Below are 24061 nucleotides of genomic sequence, written 5' to 3'. Positions count from 1 at the left end.
GGACGACTCACTCTGGGGCGACCCCGGCCAACTCGTGCCCGAGACCGCTCGCGAGCTTGGTCACCAACTCGACCGCGGAATCGGCGATCACGGTGCCCGGCGGGAAGATCGCCGACGCGCCGGCCTGATACAGCTCGTCGAAGTCGCCCGGCGGGATGACACCTCCGACCACGATCATGATGTCGGGCCGTCCCACCTCGGCAAGCGCCTGCTTGAGCGCCGGCACCAGCGTCAGGTGACCGGCAGCCAACGAGGACACACCCACGACATGCACGTCGTTGTCCGCGGCCTGCGCTGCGACCTCGTCGGGGGTGGCGAACAACGGGCCCACGTCGACGTCGAAGCCGAGATCGGCGAAGGCGGTGGCGATCACCTTCTGGCCTCGGTCGTGGCCGTCCTGGCCCATCTTGGCGACGAGTACACGGGGACGACGACCTTCGGCCTCGCCGAACTGCCGGACGATCTCGGTCGCCGCGTCGACGTTCTTCACCTCGCCCGCCTCATGTCGGTACACCCCGCTGATGGTCTTGATCTCCGCTTGATGGCGACCATAGACCTTTTCCATGGCCTCGGAGATCTCCCCGACCGTCGCCTGGTGGCGGGCGGCTTCGATGGCGAGGGCCATGAGGTTGTTCTCCAGGCCGCCTTCGTCGGACGCTGCGGCCCGCGTGAGATCGGCGAGGGCGGCCTGGACCGCGCCCTCGTCACGCTCGGCGCGCAAGCGCTGCAATTTCTCGAGCTGTTCGGCGCGCACCTTGGAGTTCTCGACCTTGAGGACTTCGATCTCCTCGTCGTCGGCGACCTGGTACTTGTTCACCCCGACCAGCGGCTGACGGCCGGAATCGATGCGCGCCTGCGTACGGGCGGCCGCCTCCTCGATCCGGAGCTTGGGCAGCCCCTCGTTGATGGCCTGGGTCATGCCGCCGGTCTCCTCGACCTCACGGATGTGCGCGCGCGCCTTCTGCGCCAGCTGATGGGTCAACCATTCGACGTAGTTGGAGCCGGCCCACGGATCGATCGACCGGGTGGTCCCGGACTCCTGCTGCAGGAGCAGCTGTGTGTTGCGGGCGATCCGCGCCGAGAAGTCGGTGGGCAGGGCGATGGCCTCGTCGAGCGCGTTGGTGTGCAGCGACTGGGTGTGCCCCTGCGTCGCAGCCATGGCCTCGACGCAGGTGCGGGCCACGTTGTTGAACACGTCCTGGGCGGTGAGTGACCATCCCGATGTCTGCGAATGTGTGCGCAGCGACAACGATTTCGGATTCTTCGGCGCGAAGTCGGCGACGAGTTCGCTCCACAGCAGGCGCGCCGCACGCAGCTTGGCGACCTCCATGAAGAAGTTCATCCCGATACCCCAGAAGAACGAGAGCCGGGGTGCGAACTTGTCGATGTCGAGGCCGGCCTCGAGGCCGGCGCGGATGTATTCGACGCCGTCGGCCAGTGTGTAGGCGAGTTCGAGATCGGCTGTCGCCCCGGCCTCCTGGATGTGGTATCCGGAGATCGAGATCGAGTTGAACTTCGGCATCTTCTGGCTGGTGTACTCGAAGATGTTCGAGATGATCCGCATCGACGGCTTCGGCGGATAGATGTAGGTGTTGCGGACCATGAACTCCTTGAGGATGTCGTTCTGGATGGTCCCGGCAAGCTTCTCCGGCGGAACGCCTTGCTCTTCGGCCGCAACGACGTACAACGCCAGGATCGGCAGAACGGCGCCGTTCATGGTCATCGACACCGACACCGACCCGAGATCGATACCGTCGAAGAGCTGACGCATGTCGAGGATCGAGTCGATCGCCACCCCGGCCATACCGACATCGCCGGCCACACGCGGATGGTCGGAGTCGTATCCGCGGTGCGTGGCGAGGTCGAAGGCCACCGACAGGCCTTTCTGGCCCGCGGCGAGGTTCCGTCGGTAGAAGGCGTTGGATTCGGCGGCCGTCGAGAAGCCCGCATATTGACGAATCGTCCACGGCTGGTTGACGTACATCGTCGGATACGGGCCGCGGATGAACGGCGCCTCACCGGGGATGGAGTCCAGCGGGTACGGATGCTCGTCGTCGTTGGTCACCGCGTCCCGGTCCGCCCGGGTGTAGATCGCCCGAACGTCGATCTGTTCCGGTGTGTTCCAGGTGATCTCGTCGGGTGACTGGCCCTGTGCGCGCGCGAGCCGCTCGATTGCCGGCTCTGCCGACTCGCTCGTGGTGGCGGTCGCGGAATCCAGGTCCACCCCGGCGAAGCTGGGGACGGCACCGAAATCCTGTGCCGTGCTGGTCGGTTCGGTCTGGGTCATGATGATGCTCCCGCCGATTCGTGGGTGAGCTGGTCAAGGAGTTCACGCAGGGTGGTGACGGCGTCGATGCCGATCCGCAGGGATCCGTCGGGTTTCTCTCCGTCGGGCCATTCCTTGTCGGGCCCCGCCATCAGCACGGTGGACAGCCCGGTCGCGCGTGCCGCGGCGAGCGCGGCGGCCCCGTCGTCGGCGTAGCGCTGCTTGCTCGCACACAGGACGGCGATCGGCGTGTCGCCGTCGCGCACCGCATCCGCGATGGCATCGGGGGTCAGCGGGCCCGGATTGATCGCCGAGATGCCGCCGGAGGCAAGGAGGTTGGCGACGAATGTCGTCCGTCCATTGTGTTCGGCGACCGGGCCGAGCGGTAGCAACAGCACCGAAGGCCGTCGGCCGGTCTCGGCGAGTGCGGCGTCCGATCGATCCCGCAGTTCTTCGAAGGCGCGACCCACCCGGGCCAGCCGTGGCGAACCCCCGGGGACGTCGTCGATGTCGGCCACGTCGGTACCCAGCGGCTTCTCGTCGAGGTTCGGGAACTCGTTGAGCCCCGTGACCGCGATCCGGCGATGAGCGACGGAGTCGTCGCGGCGCGCGAGCGTCGCGCTCACCTGATCTGCGATCCACCCCGAGTCTAGTACTGCGCGATAGCCTCCGGCCGTCTCGATCTCGCCGAAGACGGCCCACGCGTTGGCGGCCATCTCCTCGGTGAGCGTTTCGACGAACCACGATCCGCCGGCGGGGTCCAGGACCCGACCGATGTTGGATTCCTCGAGCAGGAGCAGCTGGGTGTTGCGCGCGATTCGTCGTGAGAAGGTGGCACTCGATGTGCGCCGATCGGCGGGGATCGCCGCGTCGAAGCCGAGAACCGTCACCTGGTCGGCGCCACCGACGCCCGCACCGAACGCCGCAATGGTGGTGCGCAGCATATTGACCCACGGATCACGCTGACTCTGCATCGACAGGTCGGTGACTCCGTGGGTCAGTGCGGCACCCGCGTCCGGGGCGCCGACGACCTCGGCCACCCGAGCCCAGAGCTTGCGTAGCGCACGGAACTTGGCGATGGTCGCGAACTGATCGTCACCCGCGGAGACCGCGAAGGTGATCTGCCGCAACGCGTCGGCGGCGGACACACCGACGGCGGTGAGATCCCGCAGGTGGGTGACGGCTGCGGCGACGATCAGCGCGAGTTCGAGTCCGTTGTCGGCACCGGCGGTGGCGAAATCGGTGCCGTCCACGCGGAAGGATCGCACCGATGAGGGCGCTTGTGCGGCAAGTGCGGTGGCTTCCGCGACGTCGACGGTGGGCCGGCCGGAGAACGCCGCCGTCAACGGCGAGAAACCGAACGAGGTGACAGTGGCGGCAGTGGGCGCGGCGGCCTGCGGCGCGGCGCCGGCCTTCTCCCGCAAGGCGAGCAGGGCACGCGCCGCCGCGATCCCGTCAGCACCCGCGTCGAGGGTGACCGGGATCAGGTCGAGGTACACACCGTCGAGCAGCGTGGCGAGATCATCGGCGCCGAGCGCATCACCGATGCGCAACCACAACCCGCTGGTCCCGTTGGCCAGCGCTTCCAGGATGCTGCCGTTGACCTCGGCGGCATTGGCCGTGTCGTCGCCGAATCGCTCGGTGACACGCCAGCCCATCGCGACGTCACGATCCGGGTCGGCACCGCGAACGAACGGGAAACTGCCCGGGAGTCCGGGTTCGGCCGTCTCGTCCTTGCGGGTGTAGAGCGGGCGGATGCGTAGTCCGTCGATCGTGTCGGTGGACAGCAGTTCCTCCGCTGTGCCCGGCAGCTCCTCGACGGTGGACCGCCGGGATTTGGCCAGCACTGCAGCGGCAGCATCTGACCAGGACTGATAGGCCTCGGCGAGCGGCCCGTCGGGCCGATCGGACGTCGACGCAGTGGTCTGCGACATGGGGCGTGGTACCTCCGTCATGCTCGGGTCGAGCGCGTACCCGACTTTAGCCGAACGCTCGCTCGGCCCACATGGGAGGGCTGTTGTGACAAGGAGCACGCAGTCGCCCGCGGGTAGAGTGTCCCGGTGCCCTCCGACCCCCTCACCACTGCGAACGCGTCGCCGACCGGGGGTGACCCAGAAGTCGGCCGGCCCGGCCGCCGGCGCATCGACCCCCGGGTGGTGCGGCCGGCCCTGACCCTCACCGCGGTCGTCGCGGTCGTCTTGGTGAGCTCGTACTTCATCCCGATCCCCTCGATCAGCGCGGTCCGATCGTGGGGCGAAGACCTCGGTCCCGTCTTTGTCTGGGTGTTCTTCGGTGCCTATGCGCTGATCACCATCGCGCCGATCCCCCGGTCTCCGTTCACCGTGATGTCCGGGGTCCTGTTCGGTCCTGCGGTCGGCATCGTCGGCGCGATGGCCGCGTCGACCGTGTCGGCGATGGTGTCGTTCTGGCTGGTCCGTGCCATCGGACGGGAACGCGTGCGTCCGTACCTGACGAAGCCGGTCGTCCGGTCCGTGGAGTATCGGCTCAGCAGGCGCGGGTGGTTGGCGGTCGGCTCACTGCGTCTGATCGCGGCATGCCCGTTCTCGGTCGCGAACTACTGTTCGGCGCTGTCCTCGGTGCCCGCGCTGCCCTACCTGGTCGCCACGGTCGTGGGTATGGCGCCCGGGACCATCGCCGTCGTCCTGCTCGGCGATGCCATGGCCGGACAACGCAACCCGCTGTTGCTGTTGCTCAGTGCGTGCTTCTTCGCCGTGGGACTCACGGGGTTGATCCTCGACGCCCGACTACCCGTGTCAGCGCCCACACCTGGCTGAACGTCGCCCGATCAGCCGCTTCAGAAATGCTGTGCCTCACACATCCTCGGGCCGGAGAACGAGTCGACCGAGTGCGCGCGAGACCGGTGCGCCCCACGGCACCCCGAGTCGTGCTGCTGCCATCAACTCGGTGTCGACCAGCAGTTCATGGGTGATACCGCGACGCACCCGCCGCTCATCGATCACGAGAACCTCTCGCGCCCAGGACCACGCCACATCCACGTCGTGTGTGGCGAGAACCACCGTCGTTCCGGATTCGACCAGACCGGCCAGCGTGACCAGCAGGTCGTCGACCGCTTGCGGATCGAGCCCCGAGGTCGCCTCGTCGAGAAGCAGGATGCGTGGACGCATCGCGATCGCTCCCGCGATCGACACACGTTTGCGTTGGCCGAACGACAGGTGATGGGGGATGCGTTCGGCGAGGTCAGCGATCCCCAACGCCGTCATCGCTTCCTCGACGCGCACCGTCACCTCGGCACTATCGAGTCCGAGATTGGTGGGCCCGAACGAGACATCGGCGCGCACCGTGGCGCCGATGATCTGGTCGTCCGGCTCCTGCAGGACCATCTGCACGCTGGTCCGACGGCGGTTTCGGTCCGCTCGCGAGCCGGTGACCGCGGTGCCGTCGAGCCGTACCGCGCCCGATGTCGGTGTGGCGAGACCCGCGAGCATCCGCAACAGCGTCGTCTTGCCCGACCCGTTCGCACCCAGCAATGCAATGCACTGCCCGGTGCCCAGCGTCAGGTCGACGTGGTCAAAGACCTGTCGGCCTCGCGGAAAGCGGAATCCGACCCCCTCCAGGGAGAGGACCGCGGTCCGTTCGTCAACCCACATGCCACATCCTCGCAAGCAGCAATGACATACCGACAATCGACAGGAGTACTCCGGTCGTGGCCAGCAATCGTGCCGGCCGCGCCGGTCGGTCGGCGGTCAGAACCGCCGTCATGCCGGGCTCGGCTCTCAGCGACATCGCCTCCGACATGGCGTGCGCGCGGTCGGTCGCCCGAACGAAGACCAGAGCGAACTGCGTGCCCACCACCGAGATCGCCACCCGCGGATTCCGCAGGCCCAACCTCAGGCCGGACGCCTCCCTCGCGGCACCCACCGACCGAATCAGTATGCCGATCAGCCTGTAGGTCAGATCGGCCACGTGGCAGAGGGCGGCGGGGACCCCGGCGCGACGTGCCAGGTCCAGAAGGTCGGCCACCGACGTGGTGACCGCCAATCCGATCGTCGCCGCCGAAGCCGCAATCGCCCGCAGCCCCGTGGTGACGGCGAGATCGAGCCCGCCGGGTTCCACGTGCAACCCGCCCCGCAGGCTCACCGCGATCGGCACCGCTCCGAGCACGATGAACACCGCAGGTCCCAGCAACGCCAGGAAGAAGAGCCGTGCCCTCACCCGGGCCAACGTCAACGTCACCACCAGCGTCGCAACCACCACAAGTGGTGCTGCCGTCGGTGGCGGCAGCAGCATCGCACACAGGAGCAGACCGCCGAACAGCCACAGCTTCTCGACGGCCGGTCTCGTCGACCATCGGTTGGTGGCCGCGCTGACGTCGAGCGGATTCACGGCTGTCCGTCAGTCGCCGGGACGATCCGTATCGGCTGCCAAGGACGCGGGCGCGGAGCTCACCGCCGGGGTTTCGCTGCGGCCTCTGTTTCGTCCCGCATACCATCCGATTCCGAAACCCAGCACGATCCCGCCGATCCCTGCCTGGAGCGCGAACAGGCCGGACTCGACCTCGCCGGGAAGCTCACCGACCAGAGGCGAGAACCATGACTCGTACTCCGGGTCGACCTCGACGATCACTTCCTCTGCCTGGCCATCGGCGCCACCGAATTCCGCGTCGGCGTCCTGCGCATATCCGTAGAGCAGGGATCCGACCGCGATCACGACCGCGATCGCCAGCAGTCCGAGCATCACTATCAGTACGGAACGGTTACTCGAACCGCGTTTCGCGTCGGTTCCGGTCATCGGGCTGCCTCCTCACGGTCGGTCTGCTCCTGACCATCGCCGGCGCCGTCTGGCACCTCCGTGCGTTTGAGGAATCCGAGACCCAGGAGCTCGGATGCGGCCACCTGCATGAGCACTCGGACGACCACCACCGTGATGAGCCCCTCGACGATGGCGAGCGGCACCTGGGTGATCGCGAAGACGCCCATGAACTCGCCGAAGCTCTCCCAGAAACCTCCTTCCGACGCCGGGAAGGCGAGGGCCAGCTGGAAACTCGTCACGACGTAGGTGACCAGATCAGCGACGAAGGCCAGCGCGAAGACCGCAGGGAGCACTCCGACCCCGGATCTGCGGAGTGCGTAGAACACGGCGAATCCCGCCCACGGGCCGGCGATCGCCATCGAGAACACGTTGGCGCCGAGAGTGGTGAGCCCACCGTGCGCCAGCAGCAGTGCCTGGAACAGCAGCACTATCGTACCGAGGAACGCCATGACGGGTGGTCTGAATATCGCGGTGCCGAGCCCGGTGCCCGTGGGGTGTGAACTCGACCCTGTCACCGACGGCAGCTTGATGGCCGACATGACGAACGAGAACGCTCCGACCGCGGCCAGCAGCGGACCCGAGGACGGGTGTTGTCTGACGGTGACGACGACCTGCCTGGCGCCGTAGACGACGAACGGCGCCGCTGCGACGGTCCAGGCCACCGCGTGCGCCGGGGGCAGAAAGCCCTCTGCTATGTGCATGGAAGTACCGTGTGCCTTTCCGCCCAACCCCTCGTGGGCATTCGGAATCGAATGCCACGGTCGGTCTCCTGGCTCACGGCCGGCCGATCACCGAGGGTGCTCGACCACCGGCGTCCGCCTTCCCGCCCCGATTCGAGCAGTGGCTTCTCGGACGCCGCATCTCCGTTCACAGTGGCGAGGGCCGCCCCGGTCTCACACCGGGTTCCCGTTCACCGCAGCGTGACGGAGCTTAACAAACCCTGAGGGCGGACGTGCCATCACCGACACAGCTGCTTCCGACGGGATCTATCACCTCACCGGCCCGGATCAGGGGCGAGGACAGATCACGTCCCTTGCTGGTCGGCGGGTGGCGCTGCCGGAGGAACGGCGGACCCTGCGTCGGACGCATCGGGGGCGGGCGCCGCAGTGCGTTCATAGGACAACTCGCGGGTGCGGCGGGTGGCGATCTCGGGATCGACGGGACGACGGGCCACCTTCTCGGCCTCGGCGACCGCCTGGGCGACCTTCGGGTCGGAGGCCAACGAGAACCAGTCCTCGGTCTCGGACTCGTCCACCGCGGACGGCTCATCGTCGGTCGGTTCGTAGCGGAACACCCCGTCGTCGCTCTGCACGCCGAACGACTTCGCGAAACCTTGCAGGGCCGAACCGAAGTCCGACGGGACGACCCAGACCTTGCTGCCCTCGCCCTTGGCCATCTCCGGCAGCTGCTGCAGATACTGGTAGGCAAGCAATTCCGGGGTGGGCTTGCTGGCCTTGACCGCGGCGAACGTCTTCTCGATGGCCTTGGCCTCACCCTGAGCCCTCAGATACGACGCGCCCCGGTCGCCCTGGGCCCGCAGGATGGTCGACTGCCGGTCTGCCTCGGCCGCCAGGATCGCCGCCTGCTTCGCACCCTCGGCGGCGAGGATCTGGCTTTGCTTGTTGCCCTCGGCGGTCTTGATGGCCGACTCGCGCTGACCCTCGGCCGACAGGATCGTCGCGCGCTTCTCCCGGTCGGCCTTCATCTGCTTCTCCATCGATTCCTGGATCGACGGAGGCGGCATGATGCTCTTGAGCTCCACGCGCGCGACGCGCAGACCCCAGCGACCGGTGGCCTCGTCGAGCACACCACGGAGCTGCCCGTTGATCGAGTCGCGGGAGGTCAGCGTCTCCTCGAGGGTCATCCCACCGACGACGTTGCGCAGCGTCGTGATCGTCAGTTGTTCCACACCGGCGATGTAGTCATCGATCTCGTAGACCGCCGACTTCGGGTTTGTCACCTGGAAGTAGACCACCGTGTCGATGGACAGGGTCAGGTTGTCCTCGGTGATGACCGGCTGCGGCGGGAACGACACGACCCGCTCACGGATGTCCACGCGGGCGCGGATCCGGTCGATGAACGGAAGCAGCAAGGTCAGCTGTCCCGACACCGTCCGCGTATAGCGCCCGAGGCGTTCGATGACCGCTGCTTCGGCCTGCGGAATCAGTGCGATGGACTTGACCAGCACCACGACCACGAGCAGGACGAGCAGGGCCAGTACCACCAACCCGGCATACTCCATGTTCTCCGTCACCCCTTCCAGACGACTGCGGTGGCGCCGTCGATCTGCACGACGGTGACCTCGGCGCCTGCTTCGATCACCTCACCCGGATCCATCGTCCGGGCCGACCAGACGTCGCCGCCGATCTTGACCCGGCCGTCGTGCGAATCCACACGTTCGGTCACGACGGCATGCTTCCCCTCGAGTGCTTCGGTATTGGTGAGCAGTTGCGGGCGGTTGAGCATGTGGCGCCGGGCCACCGGCCGGACGACGACCAGCAACAGCACCGAGACAACCGCGAACACGACCGCATCCACCCAGAGCGGGGGCTCGAGTGCGAAATCCACGCCGGCCGCGGCCAGCGCTCCCCCGCCCAGCATGAGAAGTACCAGGTCGCCGCCGAACATCTCGGCGATGACCAGGACGATCGCGGCGGCGAGCCACAACAGAGCGGTCATGACTCCAGTGTGCCAGACGTCACGGTTTGCACGTTTCGTCCGAATCGGGGTCAGCGGTCCCCGTCGGCGGCGGTGACGAAATCGATGAGTTCCTCCACCGAGCGCAACAGATCGACCTCGAGGTCGGCGTAGCTCCGGACCGACGAGAGCACTCGACGCCATCCGTCCTGCGGTGTGCCCCAGCGCAACTCGCGGCACACCCCGGTCTTCCAGTCGACGCCGCGGGGAACCTTCGGCCACGCACGGATGCCGACCGAGGCCGGTTTGACCGCCTCCCAGACGTCGATGAACGGGTGGCCGCACACCAGTACGTGCTCCCCCACGCCCCCGGTCAGCCGCATCTCCTTCGACCCCGCGACCAGGTGATCCACCAACACACCAGCCCGACGATGCGCGGCGGGACCGAACACCCCGAGGACGTCGGCGAGGTTGTCCAATCCGTCGAGACTCTCCACGACGACGCCCTCGACGCGGAGGTCGTCACCCCAGACGCGCTCCAGCAACGTCGCATCGTGCACACCTTCGACGAAGATGCGGCTGGCGCGAGCGGTGCGCGCGCGGGCCGGTCGGACCGTCCGCGAACCGGATGCGGTCGTGGCCGGTGTCTGCGGACCCCGCGATCGGGGGCGGACGAGGGTCACCGGCCGCCCGTCGATCAGGAACCCGGCGGGATGCATCAGGAACACGCGGGTTGCGCCGTGCCGGTCCTCCAGGCGCACGAGGTCCCCGGAGTAGCTCTTCTCGATGCCGACGATCGCGCCGCAGAAACCGGTGGCGGCGTCTTCCACCACGAGATCTGGGTCGGCAGCGATCTCGGGGGCTCGGGGCTTGGCTCGGCGAGGGTTCGCCAGCACGTCACGTCCATACCGGTCAGCGCTCACGAGAAGTCACCGTAGGACGCATCGCCGCGTAGCCGTGACCGCCACGCCGGATGATCGGCGATTGCCCGACTCGCCTATCGTGGAGAGGCCATGACCAGCACCGACCTCATCGCCCCGGGACCACCTGCGTGGCCCGGCTGTGCCCTCGGCGCGTGGGCCGCGGCGTGGTCGGCCGGGCGTTGCGGCCCCGACGACGTCACCGACACCCTCGGCGATTTCGCCGACCGCCACGTGGTCGACGGGGACGCGCTGCCGCCGGATCTCGCAGAGCACTCCCGACTCGGGCTGCTCGCGCTGGTCCGTCGCGGTCGACGGCTCGCGGTGCGCCTGCCCACCGCCGGCGACCCGCAGGGACTCCCGCCCGGCCCCGCGACCGCCGCGGCGCTCGACGCCGGTGAGATCCTGCTGATCGACGACCACGCCGGCAACATGACGGTGGGTCTGGTCCCGACCCTGGTGGGCGACGTCTGCCATTGGGGCGTCCACCGTTACGAACAGCCCGTCGAGATGACCACGGCCGAATCCCTGGCGCAGCTGGAATACGATCTCCGCGAAGCGATTCGGGAGACGGCCGAGATCATCGGCGGACTCGGTGGCTCTGACCTGTGGGTGCGTCCGGCCGCACTGCGTGCGACGTTGGCGACGCTCACGGCCCGCCATCAGGTCGATCTCCCCCCGCATGACGATGCCCGCGCGACGCGCGTGATCGACTCCGCGGCAAGGGTGGAGGCCATCGTCACGATGGCCGGAGCGCACGTACCGACCTTCGGTGTCACTGCCGGCCACGTCGAAACCGGTGACGCCGGACTACGTCGGCTCGCCACCCTCGCCCGCAACGCACGCGCAGCCGCCGTCAATCGGGTGATCGGCGAACACCTGCCGACCGGCCCCTGACAGGACCGACGCGCGCGAGGCGTCGGGCGGGCGGGCTACGAAGCGCCGCTCGCGCGCGCCGGCCGCACCGCGGGCACACAGCAATCCGGCCAGCACGTCTTCCCGTTGTCGGCGCAGCCCATCGCGTCGAGGTCGCCACCGCCGTCGGCGTATCGCTCGATGAGGTCGGCGATCAGCCGGATGAAGCGCGGGTCGGTACCCACCGTGTCGGCGCGGACGTAGTCGATCCCGAGTCGTGCGGCGACGTCGGCGGCCTCGTTGTCGAGGTCCCACACCACTTCGAGGTGATCGGAGATGAACCCGACCGGGTAGACGATCACCTGGCGGACCCCTTGGGCGGCAAGCTCTTCCAGGTGATCGCAGATGTCGGGCTCCAGCCACGGCACCTGCGGCGGCCCGGATCGCGACTGCCACACCTGGTCGAAGTCGGTGTGGCCGACTCGATCGGCGACCGCAGTGGCGGCGGCGTACACCTGACGGGAGTACAGACCGCCGCCGTCGGATGCCGGTCCGGCGGCGCGGTCGGCCGACAACGGAACCGAGTGGGCGGTGAACACCAGCCGCGGCGGGACGTCGCCGGCCGGCAACGCGCCCGCCGCCCGGGTGATCGCGTCGGCCCCGGCGTCGATCATCGCGTCGGCGTCCCAGTACTGCGGGATCTTCCTCAACAGGGTCGGATCGTCGGTGACACTGGCCGGCTCGGAGCGCGCCAACGCGTCGAGCGCCCGTGCGATGTCCTCGTGATACTGGCGACAGCCCGAGTAGCCCGCCCACGCCGACGTCGGGAAGACCAGGATGCGGCGATGGCCGTCACGGAACATCTCCGCGACGGTGTCCTCCACCATCGGATGCCAGTTGCGGTTGCCGAAGTAGACCGGCAATCGGCGATCTCGCGCCTCCAGTTCGGACCGCAACGCGTCGATCATGTCGAGGTTGAGTCGATTGATCGGTGAGACGCCGCCGAAATGCAGATAGTGTTCGGCCACGGCTTCGAGCCGTTCACGGGGTACCCCACGGCCACGAGTGACGTTCTCCAGGAACGGCATCACGTCCTCGGGTCCATCCGGTCCCCCGAAGCTGAGGAACAGGACGGCGTCGAATCCAGCCGCGGTGTCGGCCACTATCCGGCGAAGTTCTCGGGGAACCAGGTGTTGTGGCTGGCGCCGCCGTCCACGTAGACGATGGAACCGGTGGTGGCCGGCAACCAGTCGGAGAGCAACGCGCACACCGACTTCGCGACCACGGTCGGATCGTCGACGTCCCATCCGATCGGCGACGCTCCGTCCCAATAGGTGTTGAGCATGCTCAACTGCTTGGCATCGTCGGTCGCGGTTCCGGCGATCGCCTTCGCCGCCAGGGTCTTGATCGGCCCTGCCGCAACGAGATTGGAACGAATCTTCTTGGCGGTGCCGACTTCGCGGGCGACATACCGGTTGACCGATTCGAGCGCCGCCTTCGCCACGCCCATCCAGTTGTAATACGGCAGCGCGGTGCGCGGATCGAAGTCCATACCCACGATCGACCCGCCCTCGTTCATCACGGGCAGGACCGCGCGTGCCAGGGACGCGTAGCTCCAGGCGGAGATCTCGAAGGCCTTCGCGGCATCTGGACCGGGTCCGTCCAGGAACGGCTTGGCGTCGGGACCCATCAGGGTGCGCGGCGCGAATGCGATGGAGTGCATGACGCCGTCGACGCCTTCGGGGGCGAGTTCGGCGACCTTGCCGGCCAGCGCGTCGAGGTCGTCTTCACTGGTGATGTCGAGTCCGATCGCCGGCGGCACCTCCTGCGGAAGCCGCTTGGCAATGCGGTCGATGAGGCGGAGACGCTCGGGGATCCCGGTGATGATCACCTTCGCGCCCTGCTCCTGGGCCATCGCCGCGGCGTGGAACGCGATCGACGCGTCGGTGATGATGCCGGTGATGAGGACGGTCTTCCCGTCGAGAATTCCTGTCACGGTTCGCTCCTGGTGTCTGGTGGTCTGATCGGCGAGTCGGCGGGCGTCAGTTGCCCATGCCCATGCCGCCGTCGACGGGCAGCACCGCGCCGGTGATGTAGCCGCCCTCGTCGGAGGCAAGGAAGCTGATGGCGGCCGCCACGTCCTCGGGCTTTCCGGTCCGTCCCAGCGGGATGGCCTGCTTGGCCATCTCGATGTAACGGTCCTCCATGGCGGCGGTCATGTCGGTGTCGATGAAGCCGGGCGCGACGACATTGGCGGTGATGTTGCGCGATCCGACCTCACGGGCGATCGAGCGGGCCAGGCCGATCAGGCCGGCCTTGGATGCCGCATAGTTGGCCTGACCGGGGATACCCGACGTCGCGACAACCGAGCCCAGAAAGATCATCCGGCCCCACTTGGCGCGCTGCATGCCCTTGGTGGCCCGCTTCGCACAACGGAACGCACCCGTGAGGTTGGCGTCGACGACCTTCTCGAACGACTCCTCCGACAGCCGCATGAGGAGCATGTTGTCGGTGATCCCGGCGTTGGCGACCAGGACCTCGACCGGCCCCTGGTGCTCGGCCACCTCGTCGAACGCACGCTCCACCGAGGCGTTGTCGGTGACGTCGCACTGCACCCCGAACAAGCCGTCGGGCGCACCGGACCCGCGGTGGGTCACCGCGACCTTGTGTCCGTCGGCCGCGAGACGGCGAGCGACCGCGAGGCCGATCCCGCGGTTGCCACCGGTCACGAGGACCGAGCGGGAGACCTGCTGAGCTTCGTTGCTGTCTGCCATGGTGGTCAACTTATCCGTTCGTCGGAATCCGGTCCTCTGGTGGGCTGCTCGCGCCACGGTTCGCTCAGGGCAGGCGTCGGTTGATGGCCAGTGCGGCGAAGGCCGAGAGCAGCGCCAACAACGTACCGGCGATCAGCCATGGACGGGAGTTGTCGCCGCGACGCGTTTCGTACCCGATCTGCTGCTGCAGCGTCTCGTAGACCCGGTTGAGTTCGTCGAGGCTGGCCGCGGTGAAGAACTGCCCACTGGACAGATTGGCGATCTTGCGCAGCGATTCGTCGTCGACCGGGACGGGCACCTGGTCACCCTCGAGGTCGACGGTCCCGTTCATCGTGCCGAACGAGATCGTCGAGATCGGAATCTTCTCCTCGCTCGCCTTCCGGGCCGCGGTGAATGCCCCGCGCGGGTCGTCGGGGTCGTCGGGCACCGTCTCCTTGCCGTCGGAGAGCAGCACGATCCGGGCCGGCGGTGCCGCCGCGTCGCCGCCCAGCACGGCGTTGAGTGTCTGGATCTGTTGGATCGCCGCGAAGATCCCCTCACCGGTGGCGGTCTTGTCGTCGAGTCGTAGCTTGTCGACGGCCGCCTTCGTCGCGTTGTGGTCGGGTGTCGGCGACACCAGCGTCGAGGCGGTACCGGCGTACGAGATCAACCCGAGGTTGATGCCGTCGGTGAGCTCGTCGGCGAACGTCCGCGCGGCGTCCTGTGCGGCGCGGATCCGCGACGGCGCGACGTCGGTGGCGTTCATCGACCGCGAGACGTCCATCACCAGGATCACCGTCGCCTTGTTCCGTGGCACCCGCCGATCGGCCTGGGGCGCCGCGACGGCTACGACCAGCAGGATCAACGACACCAACAGCAACGCGATGGGTACGTGCCGCAAGCGGTTGCGCTGTTCCGGCGCAACCCGGTTCAGCAGGTCGAGGTTGGCGAACCTGAGCGCCCGCTTGCGTCGCAGACGCTGGACGTAGATGTAGGCGGCGGCCAGGCCGGCCACGACCAGGAGCAGCAGGAGCCACCATGGGCTCGCGAGGAATGACACTCGCCGCTCACCCGACCCCGGCGGCCAGGCCGCGCCGACGCTGCGCGACGAACTTGACGGTGTCGGTGATCCAGTCCCGATCGGTGCGCAGACCCAGCACCGGGCCACCGCAACTGCGAATGGTCCGATGCACCTTCGCCTGATGGTCCCGCGCCGCGGCAGCGAAGTCGCGCCGGACCGCGGGAGTGATGGTGATGTCGCGTACTTCACCGGATTCCGCGTCGGCGAGACTCACCTCACCGACATCGGGCAGCGTGAGGTCACGCGGATCGAGTACCTCCACCGCGAGCAGTTCATGGTGGGCGCCGATCGCGCGCAACGACCGTTCCCAGTCGATCGGACCGAGGAAGTCGCTGATCACCACGGCCAATCCGCGCCTGCGCTGAGGTCGGCGCAGTGCCTCGATGCCCGCATGAAGATCTCCCCGAACGCCGGTCGAGGACCGAGCGGTGGTGGCGATCGCCTTGAGGAGATTCTGGGCGTGGGCGCGACCGCCACGAGCCGGCACACGAACCAGTCGGTCGCCGGTGACCACGATGGCGCCGTGCCGGTTTCCCCCGCCCGAGGTGAGATGAACGAGCGCGGCCGCGGCCGCCACCGCCAGGTCACGCTTCGTGCAATCGACGGTGCCGAAGTCGAGGCTCGCCGACGCGTCCACGACGAGCCAGGTCTCCAGTTCGCGGTCGGCGATCATCTGCCGGACGTGTGGCTGTGTGGTGCGCGCGGTGACCGACCACTCCATCCGTCGGATGTCGTCGCCGGGCTGATAGGCACGTGCCTCCCCCGGCTCGGACCCGGGTCCGGGGATCAGTCCGAGGTGCTCACCCTGCAGGACGCCGTCGAGCTTGCGACGCACGGTCAGCTCCAGCGTCTTCAACGCCGCCGTGAGCTGTGGCTCGGAGAGCAGCCCTGCGCCCAGCGACGGCAGATCCTTATTGGCCGGCATACCGAGGTGTCGTCTGATTCGCCGTCGTCTGGTTCACCTGGGTCTGGTTCACCGGGGCGCCGTTCTGACCCGGATACTGTTGCGGCGCCTGCACATTCGGCTGAGGCTGACCGGGGGCCGCACCGGGGTGTCCGCCCGCCGCGACCGGCTGCGCCCCGACCTGCGGCAGGCCCACGGTCTGCAGCACCCGGGTGATCACCTGATCGGCGTCGACCTCGTCGGCGAGCGCGTCGTAGCTCAGGACGAGACGATGACGAAGCACGTCCGGGATGATCTCGACGACGTCCTGTGGGATCACGTAGTCGCGTCCCCGGACGAGCGCCAGCGCCCGCGCGGCCGCGACGATGCCGAGGGTCGCGCGAGGCGACGCCCCATAGGACAGCCATGCGGCGACGTCGGACATGCCGAGTTCGGCGGGACGACGGGTCGCGTTGATGACGCGGACGACATAGTCGACCAACGCGTGGTGGACGAAGACATTGGCCGCGGTGCGCTGCAGTCGGATCATCGTCTCCGGGTCGAGCACCGGGGTCGCCGACGGCGGTACGTTACCCATCCGGTAGACGATCTCGCGCTCCTCCTCGACCGACGGGTAGTCGACGAGCACCTTGAACAGGAACCGGTCACGCTGCGCCTCCGGCAGCGGATACACGCCTTCGTTCTCGATCGGGTTCTGGGTGGCCATGACCAGGAACGGTTCCGGCATCGGGTAGGTGGTGCCACCGATCGAGACGTGACGCTCGGCCATCACCTCGAGCAGCGCGGACTGCACCTTCGCCGGGGCACGGTTGATCTCGTCGGCGAGCAGGAAGTTCGCGACCACCGGACCGAGCTCGGTGTCGAACTCCTCCTTGCCCTGGCGGTAGATGCGCGTGCCGATGAGGTCGGTCGGGACAAGGTCCGGGGTGAACTGAACACGGGAGAACGAACCCCCGACGACCGTCGCGAAGGTCTCCACCGCCAGCGTCTTCGCCACACCCGGGACACCCTCGAGCAGGATGTGCCCACGGGCGAGCAGACCGACGAGGATGCGTTCGACGAGCTGATCCTGCCCGACGATGACCCGTTTGACCTCGTAGATCGCCCGCTCGAGCAGTTTGACGTCACTGTCGGACAACATGACCGATCCGTCTGGGCCGGCTCCGCCCGCGGATTCGGCCGGGGGATGCGAAGAGGTCAAGCGGGTGCTCCTGTTCCGTCGACGTGCTGCGCAGGTCGGTTGTGCGTCAGCGGTGTCTGGGCGGCCTGTCGCTGCCAGCGTAGTCGCGTTCTCTGAAAAGCGGCCAAGAAGGGTCCCGCGTTGCGAACCGCGACGTGGCCGGTAGGTGCCCACACTATTTCGGGTAACGCGGGTCGTCTACGGTCACGCAGCTCGACTCGGTTGACGCTGGCCGTCGACAACCCGCGTGACCCGAACCGGCCCGCGTGACCAGAGCCGAACCGCGCACCGAGCAGAACCGCGCGGCCTGCGACGTGGCCCCGACATGGGCGACCCGATCAGAGCAGACGAACGACGTTGGGCATCGCGCCAGCGGTCCGCAACGGCGACACCTTGACCACGTCTCCCGATTGCGGGGCCTCGATCATCTTGTTGTCACCGAGGTACAGCGCGACATGCTGACTGGCGTTCGGACCGTAGAAGATCATGTCCCCACGACGCATCTGCGACAGCGGGAACTGTGGCCCCGACGTGTACTGATAGCCGGTGTAGTGCGGCAGTTCGATGCCGACCCCCGCGAACGCGTAGATCATCAGCCCCGAGCAGTCGTAACCGATCTTGTTGTAGTCACCGTGGCTGTCGGCGACACCGCCGTCGCGGATGCCGCGGGTCGGGCCGTTCGCGTCACCGCCTCCCCAGGCGTAGGGCACGTTCAGCTGCGACAGCGCCCGATTGACCACGATCTCCACGGCCTGCGGCCCCCGCAGGCCGGGGCGGACCATGCCGCCACCACCGCCGGAACTGCCGAACAACGACCCGAGACTGCCACTGCCGATCGCCGAACTCAGCGAATCGGGGCCGCTGCCGGTCATGTCGGTGCCCCCGACACCGAGTTCGTCGAGCAGTTCGGAATGGGGCAGTTGCTGCTGACCGACGAGACCGGCGAGGACCTGCTGTCCGACGTCGAGTGCGAGCTTCGCCGCCGCCTGCGCCGCCACGGCGAGCGCCTGATTGTCCCCGCCGGCGCCCGGCGCGGTGCCCGGGGGCGCGGCAGGTACCCCGGACGAGTCCGGGAACAGGTTCGCGAGCAGCTCCCCCGCCGACGGCCCCTCGGCCTGACGTTTGGGTACGACGCCGCGCAGCTTGTCCAACGAGGCCTGCACCTTGTCGCGCTTCTGGATCAGGGAGGAACGACGCTCCTGCTCCGATGCCACCGCGGACCGTGCCTGCGCGACCGCGGCCAGCGCGTCGTCCTTGCGGGTCGCGGCGCTCTGGGTGGCGAAGGCCGCCTGCCGCTGCGTCGCCTGGACGGCGGCGACACGATTGGCCTGCTGATTACGGGCGACGGTGAGACGCTCGATGGTGTCGCGCTGTTGTTTGCCGAGTCGGTCGATGACCGTCATGCGGTCGAGCACGGAGCCGGGGTCGTCGGAGGACACGTACTCCGCCATCGAGCTGCGCGCGCTGCCCTGCCGGTAGACGTCGCGGGCGAAGGTGTCGAACTCCTCCTGGGCCTGGGCGACCTTGCGTCGGGCCTCGGACAGCGAGCGCTTGGCCGACTTGGCCGCGACGGTGGCGAGTTGCTCAGCGGCCACCGAGTTCTGGTAGTCGACGAGGGCCCGGTTGACGTTCTCCTGCCGGACCGCGACCGCACTGTCGAGGTCCGCGATGTTCTGGTTCGCCTCCGCGATCTGATTGATCAGACCCGACACGCGCGAGGGCTGTCCGTTCTTCGGGGCCGCCTGGGCCTGTCCCACGCCCACCGCCCCCAGGACGCCGATGACCAAGAGCGCACAGAGCCGGGATCGCAGATTTCCGCGACCCGCTCCGACCGTAGCTCGCCTCACCAGTTCTCCCTCGTCGTTCGCGGCGTGCCCCGCCACGTCCGCACCGTGACGGTGTCGGTGCCGTCCGAACCCCCGAGACCCCAATTCGCGACTGCACCATGCATCACTTGTGGTGCCCTCCATCACTTGGACACCACACGCGACAACAGAACCGTACGTCACATCGAACACATCGGAAATCAGTAGTCACGAATTACATTGGCGTGATTACCAGGCAAAATGCCGTGAACTGGACGAAAGGCAACAGCGGGATCAAGGTCTCGAATTCGCAACGAAGGCGAATCTCGGGCGCGCCACATCCGGCGGGGCGCCGCGCTCCGTGTATCTGCGTCCGGAGGCCGCCGCCGACGATGCGGCGACGACCCTACGGGAGGTCGCGCGAGAGGTCGGTCGTCCCCGAACCGGCGGCAGACGTCCCGGCGGCAGATCCCGGCGCCGACGACCCGGCGTCCGGCGTGTCCGCGCGGTCGCCCGAGCGCGACCGGCGGGTCGATCGCAACCGGGCCAGAGCCGCACCCACGACGACCACGACGATCAGCGCGAGGCTGATGACGGTCCAGTTCAGCGACGGCTCGTTCATCTGGTCCCACATCTGCCGGGCGGCCAGCGGCGGGTTGGTGAGCGTGAGGTTGTCGGTGGCCTCTTCCTGCTGGACCCGACTGAAGTACGGGGAGGAGCTGCCCACGGATTGGGGTCCGAGCACGATCACGGTGCCGCCGACCTCGGACTGCACCTCGGTCGCGATGTCGCGGTAGTACTCGAACTTGATCGGCCGCTCGATCACCACGAAGCTGACCTCGTGGCCGTCCGCCTCGGCGTCGGCGACCACCGCACGAAGGCCCTCGACCTGGCCGGCGGGCGCGGCGACACCGTCGTCGCGGACATCGGCGAGTATCGCCGGCATGTCGATGTCCTCCGGGATGAGCGACGGCAACGGCAGTCCCATCGAGGGAAGGGCCAGCACCTGCTGTGTCGTCGCACCCGGACTCATCTGGCCATCCTCACATCATTCCGCACCGACTCCCGGCAACGGGTCGCGATGCGTGTCACGGGGTCACCGGCGAGGTTTCGCGAGCATTAAATTCACACTGACACCAGCAGCTCGGCAAACCTCCTGCAGCACCGTACGACAGAATGGACGAGTCCGGAGAATCGCGGGTCCGTGTCACAGCCCGGATGAACACGATGCGTCAGGCGGTTTGTTAACAGTACGTGCGTACTGTTAATATCGTGGGTGTCGTCACCGGTCGGCGAACAGCGCCCCCGCTGGTCGATCACACGGGCGGTGACAGCGATCGCAGCGAGATCACACGTTGCTGTAACCACCGACGCAGCCCGTCGGAGAAGCAGGCCGGCGCAGCCCGCCGGCACGTTGAGGAGAGTGGACAAGACGTGAGTATCGATTCCTTTGGCGCCCGCGGAACCCTTGAGGTGGGCGACAATTCGTACGAGATCTATCGACTGGGCGCCGTCGAGGGCACAGAGAAACTCCCTTACGCGTTGAAGGTCCTCGCCGAGAACCTGCTCCGCACCGAGGACGGCGCGAACATCACCAAGCAGCACATCGAGGCGATTGCGAACTGGGATCCGAGCGCCGATCCGAGCATCGAGATCCAGTTCACGCCCGCACGCGTGATCATGCAGGACTTCACCGGCGTGCCGTGCATCGTGGACCTCGCAACCATGCGCGACGCCGTCAAGGAACTCGGCGGCGACCCGGACAAGGTGAACCCGCTCGCCCCCGCCGAGATGGTCATCGACCACTCGGTGATCATCGAGGCGTTCGGCAACGCGCAGGCCTTCGAGCGCAACGTCGAGATCGAGTACCAGCGCAACGAAGAGCGCTACAAGTTCCTCCGCTGGGGCCAGGGCGCCTTCGACGACTTCCGCGTCGTCCCGCCGGGCACCGGCATCGTGCACCAGGTCAACATCGAGCACCTCGCGCGCTCGGTCATGGTGCGTGACGGTGTGGCGTATCCGGACACCTGCATCGGCACCGACTCGCACACCACCATGGAGAACGGTCTCGGCGTGCTCGGCTGGGGCGTCGGCGGTATCGAGGCCGAGGCCGCGATGCTGGGCCAGCCCGTCTCGATGCTGATCCCGCGTGTCGTCGGCTTCAAGCTGACCGGTGCCACCAAGCCCGGCGTCACCGCCACCGACGTGGTTCTCACCATCACCGACATGCTGCGCAAGCACGGCGTGGTCGGCAAGTTCGTCGAGTTCTACGGAAACGGCGTCGCCGAGGTGCCGCTGGCCAACCGCGCCACGATCGGCAACATGAGCCCCGAGTTCGGCTCGACCTGCGCGATGTTCCCGATCGACTCCGAGACCGTCAACTACCTCAAGCTGACCGGTCGCTCGCAGGAGACCCTGGACCTCGTCGAGGCCTACGCCAAGGAACAGGGCATGTGGCTGGAGAAGGATGCGGCCGAGGCGCAGTACTCCGAGTACATGGAGCTCGACCTGTCGACGGTCGTCCCGTCCATCGCCGGCCCGAAGCGTCCGCAGGACCGCATCGAGCTCTGGGATGCCAAGAACGCGTTCCGCAAGGACATCCACAACTACGTCGAAGAGGGCAACACCCCCGCCCACAACGGGGTCGACGAGGCCAACGAGGAGAGCTTCCCCGCCTCGGACGCACCGTCGGTGAGTCCCGACGCGGCCAAGCTGTCGTTCGCCGACGACGACGAACCCGCCCACAACGCATCGAAGGGCGCCGAGGGGCGCCCGTCGAAGCCGGTCAAGGTCTCCTCGCCCGAGCGCGGCGACATGGTTCTCGATCACGGCATCGTCACCATCGCGTCCATCACCAGCTGCACCAACACCTCGAACCCGTCGGTGATGCTCGGCGCCGGCCTGCTGGCGAAGAAGGCCGTGGAGAAGGGCCTCACCTCCAAGCCGTGGGTCAAGACCTCCATGGCCCCGGGTTCGCAGGTCGTGACCGGCTACTACGACAAGGCCGGACTGTGGCCGTACCTGGAGAAGCTGGGCTTCTTCCTCGTCGGCTACGGCTGCACCACCTGCATCGGCAACTCCGGTCCGCTGCCGGAGGAGATCAGCAAGGCGATCAACGACAACGACCTCACCGCCACCGCGGTGCTCTCGGGTAACCGCAACTTCGAGGGTCGCATCAATCCCGACGTCAAGATGAACTACTTGGCGTCACCGCCGCTGGTCATCGCCTACGCGCTGGCCGGCACCATGGACTTCGACTTCGAGACCGATCCGCTCGGTACCGATGCCGACGGCAACGAGGTGTTCCTGAAGGACATCTGGCCGTCGAACGAGGAGATCCAGGAGACGATCGGGTCGTCGATCTCGGCCGAGCAGTACGCCGCCGACTACGCCGACGTCTTCAAGGGTGACGAGCGGTGGCGCAACCTGCCCACCCCGGACGGCAAGGTCTTCGAGTGGGACGACGAGTCCACCTATGTCCGTAAGCCTCCGTACTTCGAGGGCATGCAGTCCGAGCCGGCACCGGTCGCCGATATCAAGGGCGCACGGGTACTCGCCAAGCTGGGTGATTCGGTGACCACCGACCACATCTCCCCCGCATCGACGATCAAGCCGGGTACGCCCGCCGCGCAGTATCTCGACTCGCACGGCGTGGCCCGCAAGGACTACAACTCGCTGGGCGCCCGCCGCGGCAACCACGAGGTGATGATCCGGTCGACGTTCGGCAACATCCGGCTCGCCAACCAGCTCGTGGACGTCACCGGTGGGTACACCCGCGACTTCACCCAGGAGGGCGGCCCGCAGTCGTTCATCTACGACGCCGCGCAGAACTACGCCGAGCAGGGCACCCCGCTGGTGGTGCTCGGCGGCAAGGAGTACGGCACCGGCTCGTCGCGAGACTGGGCGGCCAAGGGGACCCGTCTGCTGGGCGTCAAGGCGGTCATCACCGAGAGCTTCGAGCGCATCCACCGCTCGAACCTGATCGGTATGGGCGTCATCCCGCTGCAGTTCCCCGAGGGTGAGTCGCACAAGTCGCTGGGCCTCGACGGCACCGAGACGTTCGACATCAGCGGCATCGAGGAGCTCAACAACGGCAAGACGCCGAAAACCGTGCACGTCACCGCGACCAAGGAGGACGGCGCGAAGGTCGAGTTCGACGCCGTGGTTCGCATCGACACGCCCGGCGAGGCCGATTACTACCGCAACGGAGGCATCCTGCAGTTCGTGCTGCGGAACATGATCAAGAGCTGACACCCCAGCTTCGACGAGACAGGGAGCACGCTCAGTGCCCAAGGTCAGTGATGACCGGCTGGCCGCGCGTCGTCGGGAGATTCTCGACGGCGCGCGGCATTGCTTCGCCGAGTACGGCTACGACGGCGCGACCGTCAAGCGGATCGAGGAGTCGACGGGCCTGTCGAGGGGCGCGATCTTCCATCATTTCCGCGACAAGGAAGCGCTGTTCCTGGCGCTCGCCCAGGAAGATGCCGAGCGGATGGCCGACGTCGCCGCCGAGCAGGGCCTCGTGCAGGTCATGCGTGACATGCTCGCGCGCCCACAGGATTTCGACTGGCTCGGGACCCGTCTGGAGATCGCCCGCAAGCTGCGCACCGACACCTCGTTTCGGACCGCGTGGCTGGCGCACTCCGCCGACGTCGAGGCGGCCACCCTCCGGCGACTCGAACGTGGCCGACAAGCCGGCCGACTCCGCGACGATGTCGACACCGACGTCCTGGTGAAGTACCTCGACCTGGTCCTCGATGGACTGATCACCCGGCTGGCGTCGGGACAACCCACCGACGATCTGCACGCGGTCCTGGACCTGGTGGAGGAGTCGGTCCGCGTCGAGCGCTGATCTTCGCGCACCAGGCG

21 protein-coding genes and 1 riboswitch are annotated in these 24061 nt (G+C 67.6%); of the genes, 4 read left to right on the top strand and 17 right to left on the bottom strand.

What is annotated here, in order from left to right; all coding sequences use genetic code 11:
* Positions 1–7: 7 nt before the first annotated feature.
* Both scpA and V1Y59_RS08165 read right to left on the bottom strand, forming a co-directional pair.
* A complete protein-coding gene (scpA, locus tag V1Y59_RS08170; protein WP_330504307.1) occupies positions 8–2287 on the bottom strand; it encodes a methylmalonyl-CoA mutase in 2280 nt (759 codons plus the stop codon).
* A complete protein-coding gene (locus V1Y59_RS08165) occupies positions 2284–4200 on the bottom strand; it encodes a methylmalonyl-CoA mutase family protein (protein ID WP_330504306.1) in 1917 nt (638 codons plus the stop codon). The genes scpA and V1Y59_RS08165 overlap by 4 nt, the downstream gene beginning before the upstream one ends.
* A gap of 126 nt (positions 4201–4326) precedes the next feature.
* Here V1Y59_RS08165 and V1Y59_RS08160 point away from each other — a divergent pair, with 126 nt between their 5' ends.
* Positions 4327–5061 (top strand): TVP38/TMEM64 family protein, encoded by a 735-nt coding sequence (locus V1Y59_RS08160; protein ID WP_431309128.1) that lies wholly within the window; start codon positions 4327–4329, stop codon positions 5059–5061.
* A 36-nt stretch (positions 5062–5097) separates the two neighbouring features.
* Here V1Y59_RS08160 and V1Y59_RS08155 read toward each other — a convergent pair whose 3' ends face one another.
* The 7 genes from V1Y59_RS08155 to V1Y59_RS08125 form a co-directional block, all read right to left on the bottom strand.
* Positions 5098–5895, bottom strand: coding sequence for an energy-coupling factor ABC transporter ATP-binding protein (locus tag V1Y59_RS08155; RefSeq protein ID WP_330504305.1), 798 nt, complete (start codon positions 5893–5895; stop codon positions 5098–5100).
* Complete coding sequence (locus V1Y59_RS08150; protein WP_330504304.1) at positions 5885–6631, bottom strand: CbiQ family ECF transporter T component; 747 nt, start codon at positions 6629–6631, stop codon at positions 5885–5887. The genes V1Y59_RS08155 and V1Y59_RS08150 overlap by 11 nt, the downstream gene beginning before the upstream one ends.
* A 9-nt stretch (positions 6632–6640) precedes the next feature.
* On the bottom strand, positions 6641–7036 hold the full coding sequence (locus V1Y59_RS08145; protein ID WP_330504303.1) for an energy-coupling factor ABC transporter substrate-binding protein: 396 nt from the start codon (positions 7034–7036) through the stop codon (positions 6641–6643).
* Positions 7033–7758 (bottom strand): energy-coupling factor ABC transporter permease, encoded by a 726-nt coding sequence (locus tag V1Y59_RS08140; protein ID WP_330504302.1) that lies wholly within the window; start codon positions 7756–7758, stop codon positions 7033–7035. The genes V1Y59_RS08145 and V1Y59_RS08140 overlap by 4 nt, the downstream gene beginning before the upstream one ends.
* Before the next feature lie 41 nt (positions 7759–7799).
* Positions 7800–7990: riboswitch (cobalamin riboswitch) on the bottom strand.
* A 91-nt stretch (positions 7991–8081) separates the two neighbouring features.
* A complete protein-coding gene (locus V1Y59_RS08135; protein WP_330504352.1) occupies positions 8082–9299 on the bottom strand; it encodes an SPFH domain-containing protein in 1218 nt (405 codons plus the stop codon).
* 8 nt (positions 9300–9307) lie between these two features.
* Positions 9308–9736 carry an NfeD family protein gene (locus V1Y59_RS08130; protein ID WP_330504301.1) on the bottom strand — a complete coding sequence of 143 codons (429 nt, stop codon included), beginning with the start codon at positions 9734–9736 and terminating at the stop codon, positions 9308–9310.
* A 50-nt stretch (positions 9737–9786) separates the two neighbouring features.
* Complete coding sequence (locus tag V1Y59_RS08125; protein WP_330504300.1) at positions 9787–10617, bottom strand: DUF3097 domain-containing protein; 831 nt, start codon at positions 10615–10617, stop codon at positions 9787–9789.
* A 90-nt stretch (positions 10618–10707) separates the two neighbouring features.
* On the opposite strand from V1Y59_RS08125, the gene V1Y59_RS08120 reads away from it, so the two are divergent.
* Positions 10708–11511 carry a hypothetical protein gene (locus V1Y59_RS08120; RefSeq protein ID WP_330504299.1) on the top strand — a complete coding sequence of 268 codons (804 nt, stop codon included), beginning with the start codon at positions 10708–10710 and terminating at the stop codon, positions 11509–11511.
* Positions 11512–11546: 35 nt separating this feature from the next.
* Here V1Y59_RS08120 and V1Y59_RS08115 read toward each other — a convergent pair whose 3' ends face one another.
* From V1Y59_RS08115 to V1Y59_RS08080, 8 genes are all read right to left on the bottom strand, one after another.
* Positions 11547–12632 (bottom strand): ferrochelatase, encoded by a 1086-nt coding sequence (locus tag V1Y59_RS08115; RefSeq protein ID WP_330504298.1) that lies wholly within the window; start codon positions 12630–12632, stop codon positions 11547–11549.
* Positions 12632–13465: an NADH-dependent enoyl-ACP reductase InhA gene (inhA, locus tag V1Y59_RS08110; RefSeq protein ID WP_330504297.1), complete on the bottom strand. Its 834-nt coding sequence runs from the start codon at positions 13463–13465 to the stop codon at positions 12632–12634. Before inhA ends, V1Y59_RS08115 begins: the two co-directional genes overlap by 1 nt.
* Positions 13466–13511: 46 nt before the next feature.
* Positions 13512–14243, bottom strand: a complete 732-nt coding sequence (gene fabG1, locus V1Y59_RS08105; protein ID WP_330432027.1) for a 3-oxoacyl-ACP reductase FabG1 — start codon at positions 14241–14243, stop codon at positions 13512–13514.
* Positions 14244–14307: 64 nt separating this feature from the next.
* Positions 14308–15282 carry a VWA domain-containing protein gene (locus tag V1Y59_RS08100; RefSeq protein ID WP_330504296.1) on the bottom strand — a complete coding sequence of 325 codons (975 nt, stop codon included), beginning with the start codon at positions 15280–15282 and terminating at the stop codon, positions 14308–14310.
* Between the two features lie 7 nt (positions 15283–15289).
* Positions 15290–16228 (bottom strand): DUF58 domain-containing protein, encoded by a 939-nt coding sequence (locus V1Y59_RS08095; protein WP_330504295.1) that lies wholly within the window; start codon positions 16226–16228, stop codon positions 15290–15292.
* On the bottom strand, positions 16215–17408 hold the full coding sequence (locus tag V1Y59_RS08090; protein ID WP_431309127.1) for an AAA family ATPase: 1194 nt from the start codon (positions 17406–17408) through the stop codon (positions 16215–16217). Before V1Y59_RS08090 ends, V1Y59_RS08095 begins: the two co-directional genes overlap by 14 nt.
* A gap of 317 nt (positions 17409–17725) precedes the next feature.
* Positions 17726–19234, bottom strand: a complete 1509-nt coding sequence (locus V1Y59_RS08085) for an NlpC/P60 family protein (protein ID WP_330504293.1) — start codon at positions 19232–19234, stop codon at positions 17726–17728.
* Positions 19235–19598: 364 nt separating this feature from the next.
* Positions 19599–20225, bottom strand: a complete 627-nt coding sequence (locus tag V1Y59_RS08080) for an Rv1476 family membrane protein (protein ID WP_330504292.1) — start codon at positions 20223–20225, stop codon at positions 19599–19601.
* Positions 20226–20626: 401 nt separating this feature from the next.
* On the opposite strand from V1Y59_RS08080, the gene V1Y59_RS08075 reads away from it, so the two are divergent.
* Together V1Y59_RS08075 and V1Y59_RS08070 are read left to right on the top strand one after the other, a co-directional pair.
* Positions 20627–23443, top strand: coding sequence for an aconitate hydratase (locus V1Y59_RS08075; protein ID WP_330504291.1), 2817 nt, complete (start codon positions 20627–20629; stop codon positions 23441–23443).
* 34 nt (positions 23444–23477) lie between these two features.
* Entirely contained in the window at positions 23478–24044 is a 567-nt protein-coding gene (locus V1Y59_RS08070; RefSeq protein ID WP_330504290.1) for a TetR/AcrR family transcriptional regulator, read from the top strand.
* The last annotated feature ends 17 nt before the right edge of the window (positions 24045–24061 follow it).

This window comes from Gordonia prachuapensis (genome assembly GCF_036350515.1).
Lineage (GTDB): Bacteria > Actinomycetota > Actinomycetes > Mycobacteriales > Mycobacteriaceae > Gordonia > Gordonia prachuapensis.
The sequence above is the reverse complement of the archived record's forward strand: the minus strand, read 5'-3'. Positions and strand labels throughout refer to the sequence as shown.